Annotated in this window: 13 protein-coding genes; 11 read left to right on the plus strand and 2 right to left on the minus strand. The window is 39.3% G+C overall.

Annotation, left to right across the window (positions count from 1 at the left end; all coding sequences use genetic code 11):
* Positions 1-98: 98 nt before the first annotated feature.
* From AC1M9D_RS06130 to AC1M9D_RS06165, 8 genes are all read left to right on the plus strand, one after another.
* Positions 99-365, plus strand: coding sequence for a hypothetical protein (locus tag AC1M9D_RS06130; RefSeq protein WP_481611728.1), 267 nt, complete (start codon positions 99-101; stop codon positions 363-365).
* 357 nt (positions 366-722) lie between these two features.
* Positions 723-1,856 carry a GGDEF domain-containing protein gene (locus AC1M9D_RS06135; protein ID WP_481611729.1) on the plus strand — a complete coding sequence of 378 codons (1,134 nt, stop codon included), beginning with the start codon at positions 723-725 and terminating at the stop codon, positions 1,854-1,856.
* 151 nt (positions 1,857-2,007) lie between these two features.
* A complete protein-coding gene (gene def / locus AC1M9D_RS06140; RefSeq protein WP_481611759.1) occupies positions 2,008-2,496 on the plus strand; it encodes a peptide deformylase in 489 nt (162 codons plus the stop codon).
* A 56-nt stretch (positions 2,497-2,552) separates the two neighbouring features.
* Complete coding sequence (locus tag AC1M9D_RS06145) at positions 2,553-3,713, plus strand: GGDEF domain-containing protein (protein ID WP_481611730.1); 1,161 nt, start codon at positions 2,553-2,555, stop codon at positions 3,711-3,713.
* 226 nt (positions 3,714-3,939) lie between these two features.
* Positions 3,940-4,569, plus strand: a complete 630-nt coding sequence (locus AC1M9D_RS06150; protein WP_481611731.1) for a hypothetical protein — start codon at positions 3,940-3,942, stop codon at positions 4,567-4,569.
* Between the two features lie 24 nt (positions 4,570-4,593).
* A complete protein-coding gene (locus AC1M9D_RS06155) occupies positions 4,594-5,157 on the plus strand; it encodes a GGDEF domain-containing protein (protein WP_481611732.1) in 564 nt (187 codons plus the stop codon).
* Between the two features lie 41 nt (positions 5,158-5,198).
* Complete coding sequence (locus tag AC1M9D_RS06160) at positions 5,199-6,458, plus strand: glutaminase (RefSeq protein ID WP_481611733.1); 1,260 nt, start codon at positions 5,199-5,201, stop codon at positions 6,456-6,458.
* A gap of 70 nt (positions 6,459-6,528) precedes the next feature.
* Entirely contained in the window at positions 6,529-6,822 is a 294-nt protein-coding gene (locus AC1M9D_RS06165) for a cold shock domain-containing protein (protein WP_481594426.1), read from the plus strand.
* A 73-nt stretch (positions 6,823-6,895) separates the two neighbouring features.
* Here the strand turns inward: AC1M9D_RS06165 and dhaK are convergent, their stop codons facing one another.
* Positions 6,896-8,626, minus strand: coding sequence for a dihydroxyacetone kinase subunit DhaK (gene dhaK / locus AC1M9D_RS06170; protein ID WP_481611734.1), 1,731 nt, complete (start codon positions 8,624-8,626; stop codon positions 6,896-6,898).
* 584 nt (positions 8,627-9,210) lie between these two features.
* On the opposite strand from dhaK, the gene AC1M9D_RS06175 reads away from it, so the two are divergent.
* Positions 9,211-10,385, plus strand: a protein-coding gene (locus AC1M9D_RS06175) for an IS3 family transposase (RefSeq protein WP_481611209.1) whose coding sequence is annotated in 2 segments (ribosomal slippage) — positions 9,211-9,463 and positions 9,463-10,385 — 1,176 coding nt in all. Because the reading frame shifts where the segments join, the coding sequence is not laid out codon by codon here.
* A gap of 20 nt (positions 10,386-10,405) precedes the next feature.
* The gene (locus AC1M9D_RS06180) at positions 10,406-11,506 is read left to right on the plus strand and encodes a RelA/SpoT domain-containing protein (protein WP_481611735.1); all 1,101 of its coding nucleotides are present in this window, start codon (positions 10,406-10,408) and stop codon (positions 11,504-11,506) included.
* A gap of 55 nt (positions 11,507-11,561) precedes the next feature.
* Here AC1M9D_RS06180 and metH read toward each other — a convergent pair whose 3' ends face one another.
* A complete protein-coding gene (gene metH, locus AC1M9D_RS06185; protein WP_481611736.1) occupies positions 11,562-15,248 on the minus strand; it encodes a methionine synthase in 3,687 nt (1,228 codons plus the stop codon).
* Positions 15,249-15,706: 458 nt separating this feature from the next.
* On the opposite strand from metH, the gene AC1M9D_RS06190 reads away from it, so the two are divergent.
* The gene (locus tag AC1M9D_RS06190; RefSeq protein WP_481611737.1) at positions 15,707-17,329 is read left to right on the plus strand and encodes an inorganic phosphate transporter; all 1,623 of its coding nucleotides are present in this window, start codon (positions 15,707-15,709) and stop codon (positions 17,327-17,329) included.
* Positions 17,330-17,389 lie beyond the last annotated feature (60 nt).

Genomic DNA, 17,389 nt, shown 5'->3' on the forward strand with positions numbered 1-17,389 from the left:
ATTTGCATCCATGGACATTGATTTGAATGATTCGATCTGCAAATTAAAGCGAATTGACATAACAATGAAATTGAATTTAACCAATCGACCTTGAATGTATGATTATCCACTTTTGGGAAGCTAGATTTCTGCAATTTGTAAAAGCATTACAACAGCATCCGCACCACTATCTTAGTTTTGACTCAGTTGCCGATTTTTATCAATGTCAGTGGTTAAAAACGCTTCCTCCTCATACTGAATATTGTTGTACTGGATTAGACGATGGTGTAGAGCAGTTTGATATTTTGATTCAATATTTGCATCATCAAGTTAGTATTCACATTGCACAAGAAATTAAAGTCATTTATCGAGAACTCCATCTATAAGAGTTTAGAGTGTGCTTAGCAATTTTAGCTGAATCAAATTAAAAAGCTTTAGCGTCTCGTCAGCTGAATTTAATCAAAATAAAGCTTTAAAAAAAAATAGAATAAATGGTAAAAAAACCTTGATAAATCCTAATCTTAAGGTTAGATTGTGATAATAAGTGCAATTATAATAAAAAATATGTGACTTTAGTCACTATATTTTATAGGGGTGAAATAGATTTAATGATTTTAGAGTCAAATGAAAATATAGTTTGTTTTGATGAGCTGTTTCTATTGGGTTAGTTCATTATGTTAAAACTATTCAATCGGATTTTTCGCCCCTATACACTTCATTCATTTATGAATCAAAGTGTCTTGATGAATTGGAGTAACTTAAATAAATGTATTCTGGTCATGGTATTGGGCGGACTTGCACATATAACCTGGATCGCATGGTATTTATTTTCATTCCATCATCCTGCATTACATCATTGGCTCAATCCTGACTATTATCATTTTCACCTGTCACGAATGTTACTGTGCTGTGCATTACAGTTCTTACTGATTATTCCTTGTGTCATATGGCGTCATAAAGAGTGGGTGAGACAATATTTACCTTACTTTATTATTTTGGTATTTTCCGTAAGCTTTATTTATGGTGGCTATTCGGTTGGTATCAGTAGTCCTGCTACCGTTGCGGGATTTATCAGTATTTTAACAGTTGGTTTGGTTTTATTTGAACGCAAGATTGTATATCTGCTTTTTTTACCAGTCACTGTATATATGCTCATTGCAATTGTCAGTAGTGCATTGGGTTATATGACCTACGCACCGGTCTTTAGTGATCAGCTCAATTATTCAGTCATGGTATTTAATGAATTCTGGGTTTATTCACAACTTTATTTTTACGTGCCTATTTTTTTTGCGACTTTTGTATTGTTTGAAATTTTGTTGACGCAATGGAGAAATCGAGAAAAACAAATTAATTTAATGAGTCAAATGGACCCGCTTACGGGGATTTATAACCGTCGAAAAATAGGTTTAGAACTCAATGAAATTCAATTACAAGAACGAAAATTTGCTCTCATTCTGTTAGATCTTGATCATTTTAAGAGTATTAATGATAACTATGGTCATGATATCGGAGATAACGTCTTAAAGCGTGTTGCCAATGTACTACGTCAAAATATACGTGATACAGATATTGTCGGGCGATTTGGTGGTGAAGAGTTTGTGATGCTGTTGCAGAATAAAAACCTCAGAGCTGCGATGGAGGTCGCAGAGCGGTGTCGCAAAGAAATTGAAAATGAGCTCTTTTATATCGATGAACGTACGACGATCAGAGTGACAGCAAGCTTTGGTATAGCCATTTCTGAATTTAATTTAAATAAAGAAGCGGTGATTCGTCATGCAGATCAAGCATTATATCTGGCAAAAAAACGTGGTCGTAATCAGGTTAGACACTACTACGAACTTCAGGATGCTGATGTCATACAAAAAAGTGAAACTTGAGCCGTAAAATTATCAGGTCACAAATTCGTCATTTAAATCAGTTTTACTTCATCTTGAAATGCTTTAAGATTGGTTGACTATTAATCAAATATTTGATTTAAAATTTAAAAAATTATGAAGATCAAATTCTTATCATAATTGAGATGAACGTATTATAACGATACTACCCGTTGCTCAAAAAGGTGAAGTGATCCTTGAATTGGTTGCATCGCCGGTAAGTGAACTTGAGTTTAGTAGTAGCTGGTTAACGCATCTGGTTGAAGCAATGAATTTTACGATGCAACAGCGCAATGGTGTCGGTATTGCTGCACCACAAGTTTATGTCTCTAAAAGGATTATTATCGTCGCTTCAAAACCCAATATACGGTATCCCGATGCGCCTGAGATGGAGCCTATTTACATGATTAATCCTGAAGTATTGGAGCGTTCTGATCATGTTGTTTTAGGAGAAGAGGGATGTTTAAGTGTAGAGAATCGACGTGCGGAAGTAGCTCGAGCTTCATCAATCCGTGTCCGTTATCGTAATATGCAAGGACAGGAAATTACTGAGACTTTTTCAGGATTCCCTGCACGAATCGTTCAACACGAAATTGACCATCTTGATGGGATCTTGTTTGTAGAGCGAGTTCACGCTGCTTAAAAAGACAATATAAAAGATAAAAGGACATAATGAAGTTAATCAGGAAGATTCAACATATGATTAAGCGATTGTATCGTGTGGCCAATACGTACATCCTTGATCCTCAAAATATGCTGATCAATTGGAGTGATTTTAAAAAGGGACGGCTTATCCTCTTTTTTGGGATTCTAAGCCAACTTGAGGTCGCTCGCTGGTTAATTGTGGCTTTTTATACGCCTGAAAAAGCACAGTGGTTAAATCCTGACTATTTTGAATTACGTGTTACCCAATTGTTGGTGACCTCCGTGATTTATCTTGTCCTGTTTTGGAGTTGTTTCAAGTTTCAGCATATCGCTAAGTTTCAAACCTTCATTGCTTACTTTGCTCCTAGTTTCTTTGGAATGACCATGATTTATTCAGGGTATTCGATTGGAATTTATAGCCCTGCAACGATGGCGGGGTTCATCAGTATTGTATTGGTCGGGTTGGTATTTTATAGCCGTAAAATTATTTATGGGATTGCAATTCCAATTACGATATACACGTTATTAACGTGTTACTTGACGCATATCGATCGAATTCGTTATGCACCTATGTTTAGTGATGAGTTGAATAAAAGTATCGTTTACCAAAATGATTTTTGGGTCATGAGCATGGTACAGCTCTACGTGCCCATTTTACTTATGAGTGTTTTATTCTTTGAGATTTTACTCACCCAATGGCGCAGTCGTGAAAAACAATTCGAAACCAGCAGTAAATTTGATGCACTAACGAACGTTTATAACCGTCGTCAAATCAATGAAGTGTTATCACATTTTCAGCAGGATCGTGCTGATTATGCTGTGATCTTATTGGATTTGGATCATTTCAAACAAATTAATGATCAATATGGTCATGCAGCAGGAGATGAAGTCCTGAAACAGGTGGCGACGCGTTTGGAATATCATGTTCGTATTGGTGATACGGTTGGACGTTATGGCGGTGAAGAATTTATATTAATTCTGGACAATCTCAGTCGTGATCAAGCGGTTGATATTGCAGAACGTTGCCGTAATGCAATTGCACAGCAGCCAATTGTGCTGGACGATGGAACTTCGTTAAATGTGACGGCAAGCTTCGGTATTGCATTATCCCATGAGTTATCTGATCAAGACGTCATTACGCATTGTGCAGATCACGCTTTATATATTGCCAAAGAAAGCGGACGAAATCAGGTACAGTTATATCAGTCAGCTTAGTTGAATGATTAAATTTCGGTTTTGGTACTACTAACTATAGAGAAACATACGTTTAGGTGTTGTTTATAGCGATGCTTTTGTTTTGTCAGTGATCATCAAATTCATCCATAAATTGATCTGAACGATAAAGCAGTCTTTTTAATGCTTAAAGTGCATTGACATGATCGCTGAATACATCCAATTTTTAATAAAAATAAATATGAATATTCGACAATACAATTAGATGATGACTCGAGAGAATGAAGTACAACACCAACTCACTTTATTACAAGCAATCAAATATGTCTTGTTAGAATCTGAACGTTCTATTATTAACTGGTCCAACTTTAATAAAGGGATTCTGTTACTTATATTTGGGCTGTTGATGCTCATTGGTCATTGGTTGTGGTACTACCTAACTTTCCATTCAGAATATCAAATTTGGTTAGATCCAGAATATTATCCTCATCGGACATTGACCACATGTTTACAAGTGATTTTGACCACGTGTTTTCTGATAATCGCTTTAATGCTTCGAAAAAATGCTACTGCTCGCCGAATCTTGGGCTATTTAATCCCCTTATTTTATGGATTGATTGTCATTTTTTCAGGATATACGGTTGGGATTTATAGTCCTGCGGTGATGGCGGGAACGGTCAATATTGTATTAATTGGTTTTGTGTTATATGAACAGCGCATCATCTATAGCGTCTCTTTTATTATTGCTTGTATTATCGTGTGGTTGGCAGTACTGACGGCCAATGGTCAATTGACTTATGCACCATTGTTTAGTGATGCACTGAATCAATCTAATTTGTATGCCAATCCTTTTTGGCTGAAAAGTATGGCGGTACTATATTTACCCATACTGTTGTGATCAGCAGTATTTTTTGAGTTGATCTTGTCGCAGTGGAGACGACGTGAGCGTAAGATTGAAGTACTAAGTCAGAAAGATGCGTTAACCAACCTCTATAACCGTCGTTACATCAATCAGTTTATTAGTAAGTTAATTCAACAAAATCGCAGCTTTGCTTTCATCATCTTAGATCTCGATTTCTTCAAGCAGATTAATGACAATTATGGTCATGATGTTGGTGATCTTGTACTTAAACGTATTGCTCTCATTTTAAAACAGCAAACACGAGAAGAGGATATAGTGGGACGGCTCGGTGGTGAAGAGTTTGTTCTAGTACTGACAGATGGTGATATCGACGAAACATTAAACATCGCAGAACGCTGCCGTCGAACGATCGAAAGTGAAAAAATTGAGATTAGCCCAGCGACTTTTATTCAAGTGACCGCAAGCTTTGGCGTGGCGATGTCACAAAATTTACCATATCTACACACAGACGAAGTAAAGCAAAGGATTTATAGTGCAGCGGATAGAGCACTATATCTTGCAAAGCAAAATGGTCGTAATCAAGTCAAATGTGACACGATATCGACAGCTGAATTTAACATTTGAGATCTTATTTTGGGTCTCCACTCATCACCAAGAGAATAAAAATGAAGACACCTGTACCTGATTATCTTGCCCATGTATTGGACCAATGTCATGCGAATACCGAAGGAGCATTGGCTGACTATATTCCAGAACTGGCAGCTGCCAATCCAAATCGTATCGCTTTAGCACTTTCAACCATTGATGGTACGATTTATTCTTCAGGGGATGATGAAGTTGAGTTCACGATTCAATCAATGTCTAAACCATTTGCTTATGCGTTAGCGATTCAAGAACATGGTTTGACTCAGGTATTAGAAAAAGTTGGTGTTGAACCTTCGGGGGAAGCATTTAATCAAATCTCATTAGAAAAAGAACGATCGATTCCCAAGAACCCAATGATTAACTCGGGTGCGATTACGACACATTCTTTATTACCTCATAAAAAGACTGTTTCTCGTGCTGAACATTTACGACGTTTCTTGAGTGAACTGTGTGGGCGTGAATTGACCTTTGATGAGCAAGTCTATCAATCTGAACTCAAAACAGCATTTCGTAATCTTTCGATTGGATATATGTTGCGTACCGTCGGCGTACTAGAAGAAGACCCAGAACATATTGTTCATGGTTATATTCAACAGTGTGCGATTAAAGTCACCGTGAAAGATTTAGCGCGAATGGGCAGTGTATTGGCGAATGGCGGAAAAGACCCTGTTACGGGAAAATGTATTTTAGATCGTCAGGTATGTCGTCAGGTACTTAGCGTCATGATGACGTGTGGTATGTACGATGCAGCTGGAGATTGGTTGACCACCGTTGGTATTCCTGCCAAAAGTGGTGTGGCAGGGGGGATCATTGGTGTCTTACCAGGTCAGGTTGGAATTGCGGTTTTTTCGCCTAAATTAGACAGCCATGGCAACAGTGTTCGAGGTGTGGAAATCTTTGAACGTCTATCAAGTGATATGGGATTACATTTAATGGAGGGAACCCCTTCAGCACAAACCATTATCCAAAGTCGCCGTGAGTATGATGATGGCATGGTGGTGTATGAGCTACGTGGTGTCTTGCAATTTACAGAGACTGAAATGTTCTTGCGTGAGTTACAGAATGAGCCTGTAGGTAAAAATAAAGTAGTGCTTGATCTTACACATTTGACCTTGATCCATGATGTCGGTGCTCGAATGTTATTTGAAGGTGTGAAACGTCTACAGGAAGATGGTCACAAAGTGGTGGTTTTAGATGCGGAATCATTGTTATCGGAACAACAAAGTAAAGGACACAAACGCGTCATTGTCCAACAGCACTTGTATGATTATTTAAAGTGATCAGCAAAGATGATGCACTTTAAGATGCGTGTATAATATTGACAATTGTATACCGTTTTTTGGGAATGTTATGAAGTCTGAAGTCCAGCAAGGCAAAATTAAAATTTATCATGCCGATAAAGGTTTTGGTTTTATTGGTGGTGCAGGTGAGGATATTTTTTTCCACATTTCTGACTTTCCTGCAGATGAAGGTGAGCCAAAACGCAATGACCGAGTCAAATTTCAGGTTGTTGAAAATCAAGGTAAATTAAAAGCAGTCAAAATTCAACGTGTAGCTGACCAGTCAGCGAAAGCGAAGAAGTCTCGTGTGGCATCACATAATCAGTCGATTACCAGCGCATTATTATCAAGTTTTAAAAAATAAAAAGCAAAAAAAAGCCCTGAATCATCAGGGCTTTTTTGTAGAACAGATCAATCATTCATGTCATGTTTAGATGTTATTTTAGATGATCAGCAATATCGGTAAAAATCACACCTAAACCATATGCACCTGCATCAGGATAGCCTAAGCTACGAACCCCGACAGTACCTGCACGACCCATACGTGCAACAATCTCTTTGGTCGATTCAGCACCTTGAACAGCAGCTTGAGCACCTAAGATAAAGTTTTCCTTAAAGCTTTTGTCGGTGTTGGCTGACCATGAATCTGCGCATGGCACTAAAGCATCGATCAACGTTTTATCACCGACAACAGCGCCACGTCCAAATGAACGTTCGCCTGTGGTTTGAATACCTTTTACTGCGGCTTGCAGCATATCGGCAAAATCCGCCACGCTTAACGTGGTTTTACCTTGAATGGCTTTACTTGCGGCACGGAATGCTGAACCCCAGATTGGACCTGATGCACCGCCACAATGTTCCATAATGATCATGGAGCTATTGAGCAAGAATTCATCCATATGCTTTGCTTGGATCAAGCTTTGCCATTCTTTCTTGAGTTGTTTAAAGCCTTTAGCCACACTCATGCCGAAGTCGCCATCGCCTGCGTGTGCGTCTAACTCACAAAATGGCACTTCATTTTTAATGATACATGCTGCCATGACATCGACTACATAGCGCATGTTTTCAATGGTGAATTGCTCATTTTGAATTTCAGCATGTTCTGCTGCAGTTTCAACTTGGTTGTTACCTTGTTGTTGAGCATTAGTATTCTTTGTTGCAAACTCAATGGCTAAAGCAGGTGAACCATCAAGTTTAAAGGCAGGGGTGTTGGCTTCGGCATCTAAGTATGTTTTGAGTTCATCATCCAATTCAAGTAATGAAATGGATGCGCCATTCATGTCGATACTGGTCATGTAGTTGCCGACAAAGGTACGGTAAATTTTGATGCCCTTATGTGCAAGGTGTTCACATACATCATGATTAAACAGATACAGTTCTTGCATTGGGGTAGAACCAAAGCCATTGATCAATACTGCAACTTCTTTCATGTCTGGACGATCTAAAAACAGGTCATCGACCATACGTTGTGCCAGTTCTTTTGCTGGCAAGATTTTTTCATGACGGATGCCTGGTTCACCATGAATACCGACGCCGTATTCCATTTCATCATCGGCAAGGGTAAAAGTAGGTGTACCTTTGGCGGGAACAGTACATGAGCTATAGGCAAAACCTAAACTGATGACATTGGCTGCGGCTTTCTGTGCCACCGCTTTAACTTCACTCAGCTCTAAGCCTTTTGATGCGGCAGCCCCTGCAATCTTATGAACAAAGATTGTGCCTGCGACACCACGACGTCCGACGGTATATAAACTATCTTTGACTGCAATATCATCTGCCACTTTGACGTAGTCAACCTTGATGCCATCTTCAGTTGCTAAAGCTGCACCGTTCTGGAAATTCATCATATCACCAGAATAGTTTTTGATGATCATCAGCACACCTTTGTCAGTTGCGACGTGTTGCAATGCTTTATAGACCTGAATTTGCGATGGAGATGCAAATACGTCTCCGCATACGGCTGCGTCTAACATACCTTTACCGACAAAGCCCGCATGTGCAGGTTCATGCCCGCTACCGCCACCACTGATCAGTGCAACATTATTATGTTTTTCTTGTCTTGAAATAATTTTGTGAGACTCAGTAAATGCGAGTTCTGGGTGTGCCAAGACAAAGCCTTTGCACATGTCGACAACCAAGTTTTCAGGGTGGTTGATGAGTTTTTTCATGGAAATATCAAACTTTTGGTAATTTCATTAATAAGTATTAATTATTCATTAAAGTTAAAATATTTGCTGATCTAAAAATGTTAAAACGGATGGTTTGGGGGAGGAGTGGTTAGAAAAGGGGCGGTTTTTTACCTCTCCCTTGCACAGCAGTGCTGCTCATCCTTTGAAAAAGAGAGGGGCGGTCACGGAATTCATTTGTTTGTTTGTGTGGAGTTACCTTTTTTCCTTGCGTCATACATAGCTCAGGGTTAGGGGAGTCCCAAAAAAGAGAATATGAAACCCTATAATAAAATTTAAAACAAGCCTCATGGGATTTTGTTGTGATATGTCGGTTTGACCTCTCCCAATGGAATGAGAAGCACTGCTTCGCAAGGCGGAGAGTTATAATATTTAATTAAAATTAATCAAGAGTTTTGTTTAAATAGAATGCTAATAGTAAAATCAAAAACACATAAAGAACTTTAGAATAAACATGAGCAAAACTAAACCTTATTCAAATGGTGATGTAAAGAGAGCGGGATGTAGTGGTTTAATAAAGTTGGACACTAAATTAGGTGATAATGTATTCACCAAAGAGGTGCTCAATGAAAACAAGACGAACATTCACTCCAGAATTCAAATTAGAGGCAGCTAGCCTTGTGCTTGATCAAGGCTATTCAATTTCTCAAGCCTGTCGTGCTTTAGATGTTGGACAAACAGCATTAAAACGTTGGGTCGATCAACTTCAACTGGAACGTACAGGTCAAGCTCCAACAGCCACTGCTTTAACTCCCGAGCAAAGAGAAATACAGCAACTTAAAGCTCGTATTCATCAACTCGAACAGGAGAAGATTATTCTAAAAAAGGCTACAGCTCTCTTAATGTCAGACGAATTCAAACATATGTGTTGATCGATCAATTAAGAAAGCTAAGCTCTGTTAAATTACTATGTCACGTCTTTGGTGTACTTCGTTCAAGTTACTACCATTACTGTTCAAAAAGTAAAAGTTCGAATCCAGATCGCATCAAGCTTAAAGTGATGATCAAGAGTCTTTTTAGACAGAGTCGTTGCTCTCTCGGCAGTCGTGGAATTCGATCAATGCTACTGAATCAAGGTATTAGTGTTGGGCGCTATTTGGTACGTAAGTTGATGCGTGAATTGGGGCTTGTTTCCAAACAGCGTAAGAGGCACAAGTATCAAAGCAATGTTGATGATATTCCTGTTGCCCCAAATACATTAAATAGGCAATTTAAACCTGCTCAACCTAACCATGCTTGGAGCAGCGATATTACATATATTTGGACAGGTAAAACATGGGCTTACCTTGCTATCGTTCTTGATTTATATGCACGTCGAATCATTGGTTGGTCTATATCAGCAAAAGCAGATCAGCATTTAGTGATTAAGGCTTTAGATGAAGCATGGCATCGTAGAGGAAAGCCTGTTGGTGTCATCTTTCATTCTCTTGCGAAGCAATGCTTCTCAGGTAGCCAATATAAAAGTCATCTCGTTCGACAGAGGTTAGAGCATTATGACATGCGACAAAGTATGAGCCGAAAAGGTAACTGTTGGGATAATGCTCCAACAGAACGAATCTTCAGGAGCCTTAAGACTGAATGGATTCCTAAACTCGGATATCACTCAATTGAAGAAGCAAAGCTAGATATCGGTCTGTATCTGATGAAATATTACAATCAGATACGACCACATCAATTTAATGATGGCATCAGCCCTTGTGAGGCTGAACAAAAACTTAAAACTATGTCCAATATTTGTTGACCTCTACAGGAACAGCCTTATTGGAAGACAATTTGGATAGTGCGAGGTTAGAACATACACTAGATGTTCTCACTTATTGGAGAAATGCACATATTTTGCCATTACAACAAACTGAACAGTTATTACTAAAGTACATTTTTAAAATAGATAAAAATGCTTTTTTGGCAAAAAGATTAAAAAGATTTGATTCAATTAGAAAAAAATTGAGGTATGCAAAAGCTAAGAATAAACAGGTAATGCAGTTAACAAATGTACAAGATATTGGAGGGTTACGAATCGTTATTTCAGATTTAAATAAGCTTAAAAATGTAAAAAAGGTACTACTTAATGAATTATGCTTCTATGAAAATGAAAGGCTGATTAAATTTGATGACTATATTTCATCGCCAAAAGAAAATGGTTATAGAGGGATACATTTAGTTGCTAAATTTTTAAATGAATATAGTGATTATAGAAAGATAGAAGTCCAAATCAGAACAAGATTGCAACACAGCTGGGCAACTAGTCTAGAAATTATAGATATTTTTACTCAACAGAACTTAAAAAGTGATGATGGTGAAGTTGATTTTTTAAAATTTTTCAAAAATGTCTCTGATCAGTTTGCATTAATTGATAGTTCAGAGTTCTTTAAAAAAAATGATATGGAGAGGTTAACCAAGGACTATTTATCGGTAGTTTTAATGAACAAGAAGTTTATATACCAATGTATTGAGATAAGAAATTTTCTAGATAAATCAGATCAGTTCGGGAAAACTTTACAACAAAACTTCATCGATTATAGAAATTTATTAAGTGAAGTTGAAAATACTATTATAAAGTCAAAAGAAGGTTACGCATTACTTAGGTTGCATACGGTCAAAGGTAGTGTTGATATAGAAATTTTTGAATCGAAAAACTATTTAAAAGCTACACAACGTTATGCAGAGTATGAAAAACTTCTATTAGAAAATCCAAATTGGGTGATTGCTTTAGTTTCAACTAATGCATTAGGAGGACTTAAGGAGGCCTACCCAAATTATTTTGCAGATTCTGAATTATTTTTAAAATATTTAGGTTTAATAAAAATAGCGGCGAATCTGGGCGAAGTTGGATTACATAAGTACGATTTATCGAATGTATAGAACTAAAAATCCCCTCACGTGAGGGGATTTTTCATAGCAATAACGACTAAATCAATTAAACAATCGAATCATCCAAATTCGGCGCTAACCAACGTTTCGCTTCATCTAACGTCCAACCTTTACGCTTCGCATAATCTTCTAGCTGATCGCCAGAGATCTTACCCGCGTTAAAGTATTCAGTTTCAGGGTTTGCATAGTAGAAACCGCTCACTGATGAAGGTGGCCACATCGCAAAGCTACTGGTTAAGTAAGTTCCGATCTTGTCAGTGGTGCCTAACCAATCAAACAACGGCGCTTTTTCAGAATGTTCAGGACAAGCAGGGTAGCCCGGTGCAGGACGAATACCCACATACTTCTCTTTGATCAACTCTTCATTTGAAAGCTGTTCATCCGCTTGGTAGCCCCAAAATTCTTTACGAATACGTTGGTGCAAATGTTCTGCAAAGGCTTCAGCAAAACGGTCGCCCAAAGCTTGAACCATAATCGCGTTATAGTCATCGCCTTTAGCTTTGTATTCTTGCGAAAGTTCTTCTGCCCCAAAGATCGATACAGTGAAACCACCCAAATAATCCTGAGCCACATCTTTCGGTGCAACAAAGTCAGCCAGTGAGAAATTCGCTTTACCTGTGACTTTGTCAGACTGCTGACGAATATGCTCAAAGGTATGCGTCACATTGCCATTTTCATCAGTTACCGCAACAGTGTCTGCTGCAACACGGTTGGCAGGGTAAAGGCTGAAAGTAGCGCGCGCATCGAAACGTTTATTTTCGATAATGTCTTTGAGCATCGCTTGTGCTTGTTCAAACAAATCACGTGCAGCTTCGCCAACGACTTCATCCTCAAGGATTTTCGGGTATTTACCCGCCAAACTCCAAGAAATAAAGAATGGTGTCCAGTCGAAGTATTCCACCAACGTTTCTAAAGGATAGTTGGTGAATGTTTCAGAACCAATAAAGTTTGGTTTTACAGGTGCATGCTTTTCAAAGTCAATTTTGAAGCCATTTTCAACTGATTCAGCATAAGACAGTTTTGCAGCTTTCGGTTGCTTATTCGCTAGACGCGTACGGATTTTTTCATAATCCGCCGTATAGTCCGCTGCCAATTGTGGCTTCATATCAGCAGATAAAAGTTGTGTTGCAACACCCACCGCACGTGAAGCATCAGCCGTGTAGTACACGCCATCATTGTGATATTGCGGCGCAATTTTCACGGCAGTATGCGCTTTCGATGTTGTTGCACCACCAATCATCAATGGAATGTTAAAACCTTTACGTTGCATTTCTTTAGCAACAAAGACCATTTCATCCAATGACGGTGTAATCAAACCAGACAAACCGATGATATCGACTTTTTCATCAATCGCTGTTTGTAAGATTTTCTCACACGGTACCATCACGCCAAGGTCAACGATGTCATAACCGTTACAGCCCAGTACTACACCCACGATGTTTTTACCAATGTCGTGAACGTCGCCTTTTACCGTAGCAAGCAAGATTTTACCTTTGGCTTCGCCTTGGGTTTTTTCTGCTTCAATGAACGGATTCAACCAAGCCACGGCTTGTTTCATCACACGTGCAGATTTCACCACTTGTGGTAAGAACATTTTGCCGGCACCGAACAGGTCACCCACCACGTTCATACCTGCCATCAGCGGACCTTCGATCACATCAAGTGGACGAGCTGATTTTAAACGTGCTTCTTCTGTATCTTCATCAATATAAGTCGTAATACCTTTAACTAACGCGTATTCAAGACGTTTTTCAACCGGTTCATTGCGCCATTCAAGGTTTTCTTCAGCCTTTTGCGCACCCGCTTGACCACGATATTTTTCAGCAACAGCGAGCAATTTTTCAGTCGCTTCTTGACCGCTTGCGCCTTGGTTACGGTTCAGCACCACATCTTCAACCGCTTCTTTCAGCTCAGCATCGATATCATCATAAATCGCAAGCTGACCTGCGTTTACGATACCCATGGTTAAGCCTTGTTGAATACCGTGATACAAAAACACCGCATGGATCGCTTCACGAACAGGCTCATTACCACGGAATGAGAACGATACGTTTGAGATCCCGCCTGACACCATCGCATTTGGAAGGTTTTGTTTAATCCAACCGGTTGCTTCAATGAAGTCCACACCGTAGTTGTTGTGTTCTTCAATACCTGTTGCGACCGCAAACACGTTCGGGTCAAAAATAATATCTTCAGATGGGAAACCCACTTCGTTGACTAAGACATCATAAGAGCGCTTACAGATTTCTTTTTTACGTTCAGCAGTATCCGCCTGACCGTTTTCATCAAACGCCATGACAATCACTGCCGCACCGTATTGACGGCATAGGCGAGCACGTTCTACAAACTCGTCATAACCTTCTTTTAAGGAAATTGAGTTAACAACCGCTTTACCTTGTACGCATTTTAAACCTGCTTCGATGATTTCCCATTTCGAAGAATCGAGCATGATTGGCACGCGAGAGATATCAGGTTCAGATGCGATCAGATTCAGGAAATGCACCATCGCTTCTTGCGAATCGAGCATACCTTCATCCATGTTGATGTCGATGATTTGAGCACCGGCTTCAACTTGTTGACGAGCAACATCTAAAGCTTCGGTGAAGTTACCTTCTTTAATTAAACGAAGGAATTTTTTAGAACCTGTGACGTTGGTACGTTCGCCGACGTTGACGAATAATGAATCTTTGGTGATGTTGAATGGCTCTAAACCACTTAAACGACATGCAGGTTCAATTTCAGGAATTTGACGCGGCGCAATACCTTCAACTGCTTGCGCAATCGCACGAATATGATCCGGCGTCGTACCACAACAACCACCCGTAATGTTAATTAAGCCACTTTCAGCAAATTCTTTAATAAATGCTGCAGTTTCTTCAGGAGTTTCATCATAACCACCGAAGGCATTTGGTAAGCCAGCGTTTGGATGCGCTGAAACAAAAGTATCCGCAACGTCAGACACGGTTTTGACGTGTGGACGCATCGCATCTGCACCCAGTGCACAGTTAAAGCCAATCGATAAAGGCTCTGCATGGCGCATTGAGTTCCAGAATGCTTCTGCGGTTTGACCTGTGAGTGTACGGCCAGATGCATCGGTAATGGTGCCCGAAATCATAATTGGCAGTTCGTAACCAATTTCTTTAAACACTTCTTTCACTGCAAAGATGGCAGCTTTGGCATTTAGGGTATCGAAGACCGTTTCAATCAAGATGATATCTGCACCACCTTCAATCAATGCCTTAGTCGCTTCTATATAGTTAACTTTTAACTCATCAAAGGTGATGTTACGGAATGCCGGATCATTTACATTTGGTGAAATTGAAGTGGTACGTGACGTTGGTCCTAATACGCCCGCGACAAAACGTGGCTTTTCAGGTGTTGAGTATTTTTTACATGCTTCTTTGGCAATTCGAGCTGCTTCACGGTTAATCTCAGGAACCAAATCTTCCATATGGTAGTCAGACATTGAAACACGTGTTCCATTGAACGAGTTAGTTTCAATAATATCTGCACCAGCTTCAAGATAAGCTTCATGAATGCCTTGAATAATCTGTGGCTGAGTTAGAACCAATAAGTCGTTATTACCCTTAAGGTCGTAGGCCCAATCCTCAAAACGTTCACCACGGTAATCAGCTTCTTCCAATTTGTGGCGTTGGATCATGGTACCCATTGCACCATCAATAATCAGGATACGTTTGGCAAGAAGCGCTTTTAAGGTGGCGAGGGTAGACATCAAATGACTCTCACAAAAATCTGCACAAATAATGGTGCAATATTTTAGCAGAGTTACGTCCACTTTTCTGATAAATAAAAATTTATGAACCTATTCCCAAAAAATTAAGGATGAATTTCATCCATCAACTACGATGATCAATCTATCAAAACTGAAACTGTCTATATTTCATCATGTTGTCATAATCTAATGTAATAATAACTGCCGTTGTAACAAATGTGACAGTGATGTCATCTTTATTTCATCTATTTAATTACCGATTGAAATAAAGATTAAAGACGAGGGTTTTGTATTAACTATCTGATTATTATTGTTAAATTTTGAATATTGGTTGTTTTTAAAGTTTAATTTTCTTAAATAAGTGTCGTTTGGATGACTTATATGACAGCTCTTTGTCATATAATTGTAATAATTAAATTGAACAATAGAGGGGATATTTATCCTCTTTCTCTGCTTGCATGAATTCTAATCAAACTCCAGTTTCAGATTCAGCACAATCGTCAACGCCTATGCAGTCGACGAATGTTCACGTGCCAACGCCGAAATTCTTTATGCCAGTGTTCCTTACACTGATTGTTTCAACCTTGATTTACATTGGTTTTCAGTTGGCTGCTGATTTATCTCATGTGCCTGCTTTAAATCTTTATGCTGTGATCATGTTGGCCACGGCATTGTTTATCGCATTGGGTTTCGAGTTCGTTAACGGTTTCCATGACACGGCCAATGCTGTGGCAACAGTTATTTATACCAACGCTTTATCTGCACCTGTCGCTGTAATGTGGGCAGGCTTCTGTAACTTCCTTGGCGTAATGGTCGCAAGTGGTGCAGTTGCCTACGGTATTATCGCGCTATTGCCTGTTGAATTGATTATGAACGTCGGTTCAGGTGCTGGTTTTGCCATGGTCTTTGCCATGTTGATTGCCGCAATCGTATGGAACTTAGGAACTTGGTTCCTCGGTATCCCTGCTTCTAGCTCTCATACACTGATCGGTTCAATTTTAGGTGTGGGCATCATGAACTACATCTTAAACGCAGGTAATGGTGCGTCAGGTGTAGACATGGAACAGGTGATGAAAGTGGGTAAAGCACTTTTATTCTCACCATTAATCGGTTTTGCATTTGCGGCTGTATTGTTCTTATTGGTTAAAAAAATCTTTAAGAAACAAGTGGAATTATTCCAACCACCGGAAGGGAATAAACCGCCGCCGCCACTTATTCGTGCCATTTTGATTTTCACGTGTACTGGTGTAAGTTTTGCACACGGCTCAAATGATGGTCAAAAAGGTATGGGTCTGATTATGTTGATTCTGATCGGGATCGTGCCATTGGCATACTCTTTAAACAAGAGTCTAGATCAACAACATATCCAAACGTTTGGTCAGTTATCTGCTCAAACTGCTGATTTGATTTATCCAAATCACCAAGATATTCCAGATGAAAAAGCGCGTGAAATTATCACGTCATATATCCAAACCAAAGAAATCACGCCTGAAGTTGTGCCAGCTTTGGCAAGTTTAACGGATCATTTAGGTGAAAAAGTAGGAAACTACACATCCATTAAAGATGTTCCTGAAGATCAAGTGGCTGAATTCCGTAATGATATGTACCTCAGCACGACTGCATTCAAGCGTTTAGATAAAGCAGAAGCTTTACCTGCCATGACTGAAGCGCAAGAAAAAACAGTGGACAACTACCGTGATAACTTAGATTCATTCCTTCAATACATTCCAACATGGGTGAAAGTTGCGACTGCATTGGCATTAGGTCTAGGGACGATGGTAGGCTGGAAACGTATTGTTGTTACCGTTGGTGAGCGTATTGGTAAACAACACATGACTTATGGTCAGGGGATGTCTGCAGAGTTAGTTGCAATGTCAACGATTGCTGCTGCTGATGGCTTTGGTATGCCAGTGTCAACAACACACGTTTTAAACTCTGCTGTAGCAGGTACGATGGTTGCGAATAAGTCGGGCTTAAACTTCCAAATGGTTCGCACAATCTTATCAGCGTGGATTTTCACACTGCCAGCAACAATCTGTTTATCAGGTGGTTTATTCTGGTTGTTCCTTCAGTTCACCTGATTGAATTCAATACTTAAAGACTAAAAAAGCGCTGAACAATCAGCGCTTTTTTTATGATCA

Source organism: Acinetobacter sp. ANC_7682, assembly GCF_056779795.1.

Coding starts and splice junctions, on each gene's coding strand:
- AC1M9D_RS06130 (WP_481611728.1), top strand. CDS start 99: ATGATTATCCACTTTTGGGAAGCTAGATTTCTGCAATTTGTAAAAGCA.
- AC1M9D_RS06135 (WP_481611729.1), top strand. CDS start 723: ATGAATTGGAGTAACTTAAATAAATGTATTCTGGTCATGGTATTGGGC.
- AC1M9D_RS06145 (WP_481611730.1), top strand. CDS start 2,553: ATGATTAAGCGATTGTATCGTGTGGCCAATACGTACATCCTTGATCCT.
- AC1M9D_RS06150 (WP_481611731.1), top strand. CDS start 3,940: ATGACTCGAGAGAATGAAGTACAACACCAACTCACTTTATTACAAGCA.
- AC1M9D_RS06160 (WP_481611733.1), top strand. CDS start 5,199: ATGAAGACACCTGTACCTGATTATCTTGCCCATGTATTGGACCAATGT.
- AC1M9D_RS06165 (WP_481594426.1), top strand. CDS start 6,529: ATGAAGTCTGAAGTCCAGCAAGGCAAAATTAAAATTTATCATGCCGAT.
- dhaK (WP_481611734.1), bottom strand. CDS start 8,626: ATGAAAAAACTCATCAACCACCCTGAAAACTTGGTTGTCGACATGTGC.
- metH (WP_481611736.1), bottom strand. CDS start 15,248: ATGTCTACCCTCGCCACCTTAAAAGCGCTTCTTGCCAAACGTATCCTG.
- AC1M9D_RS06190 (WP_481611737.1), top strand. CDS start 15,707: ATGAATTCTAATCAAACTCCAGTTTCAGATTCAGCACAATCGTCAACG.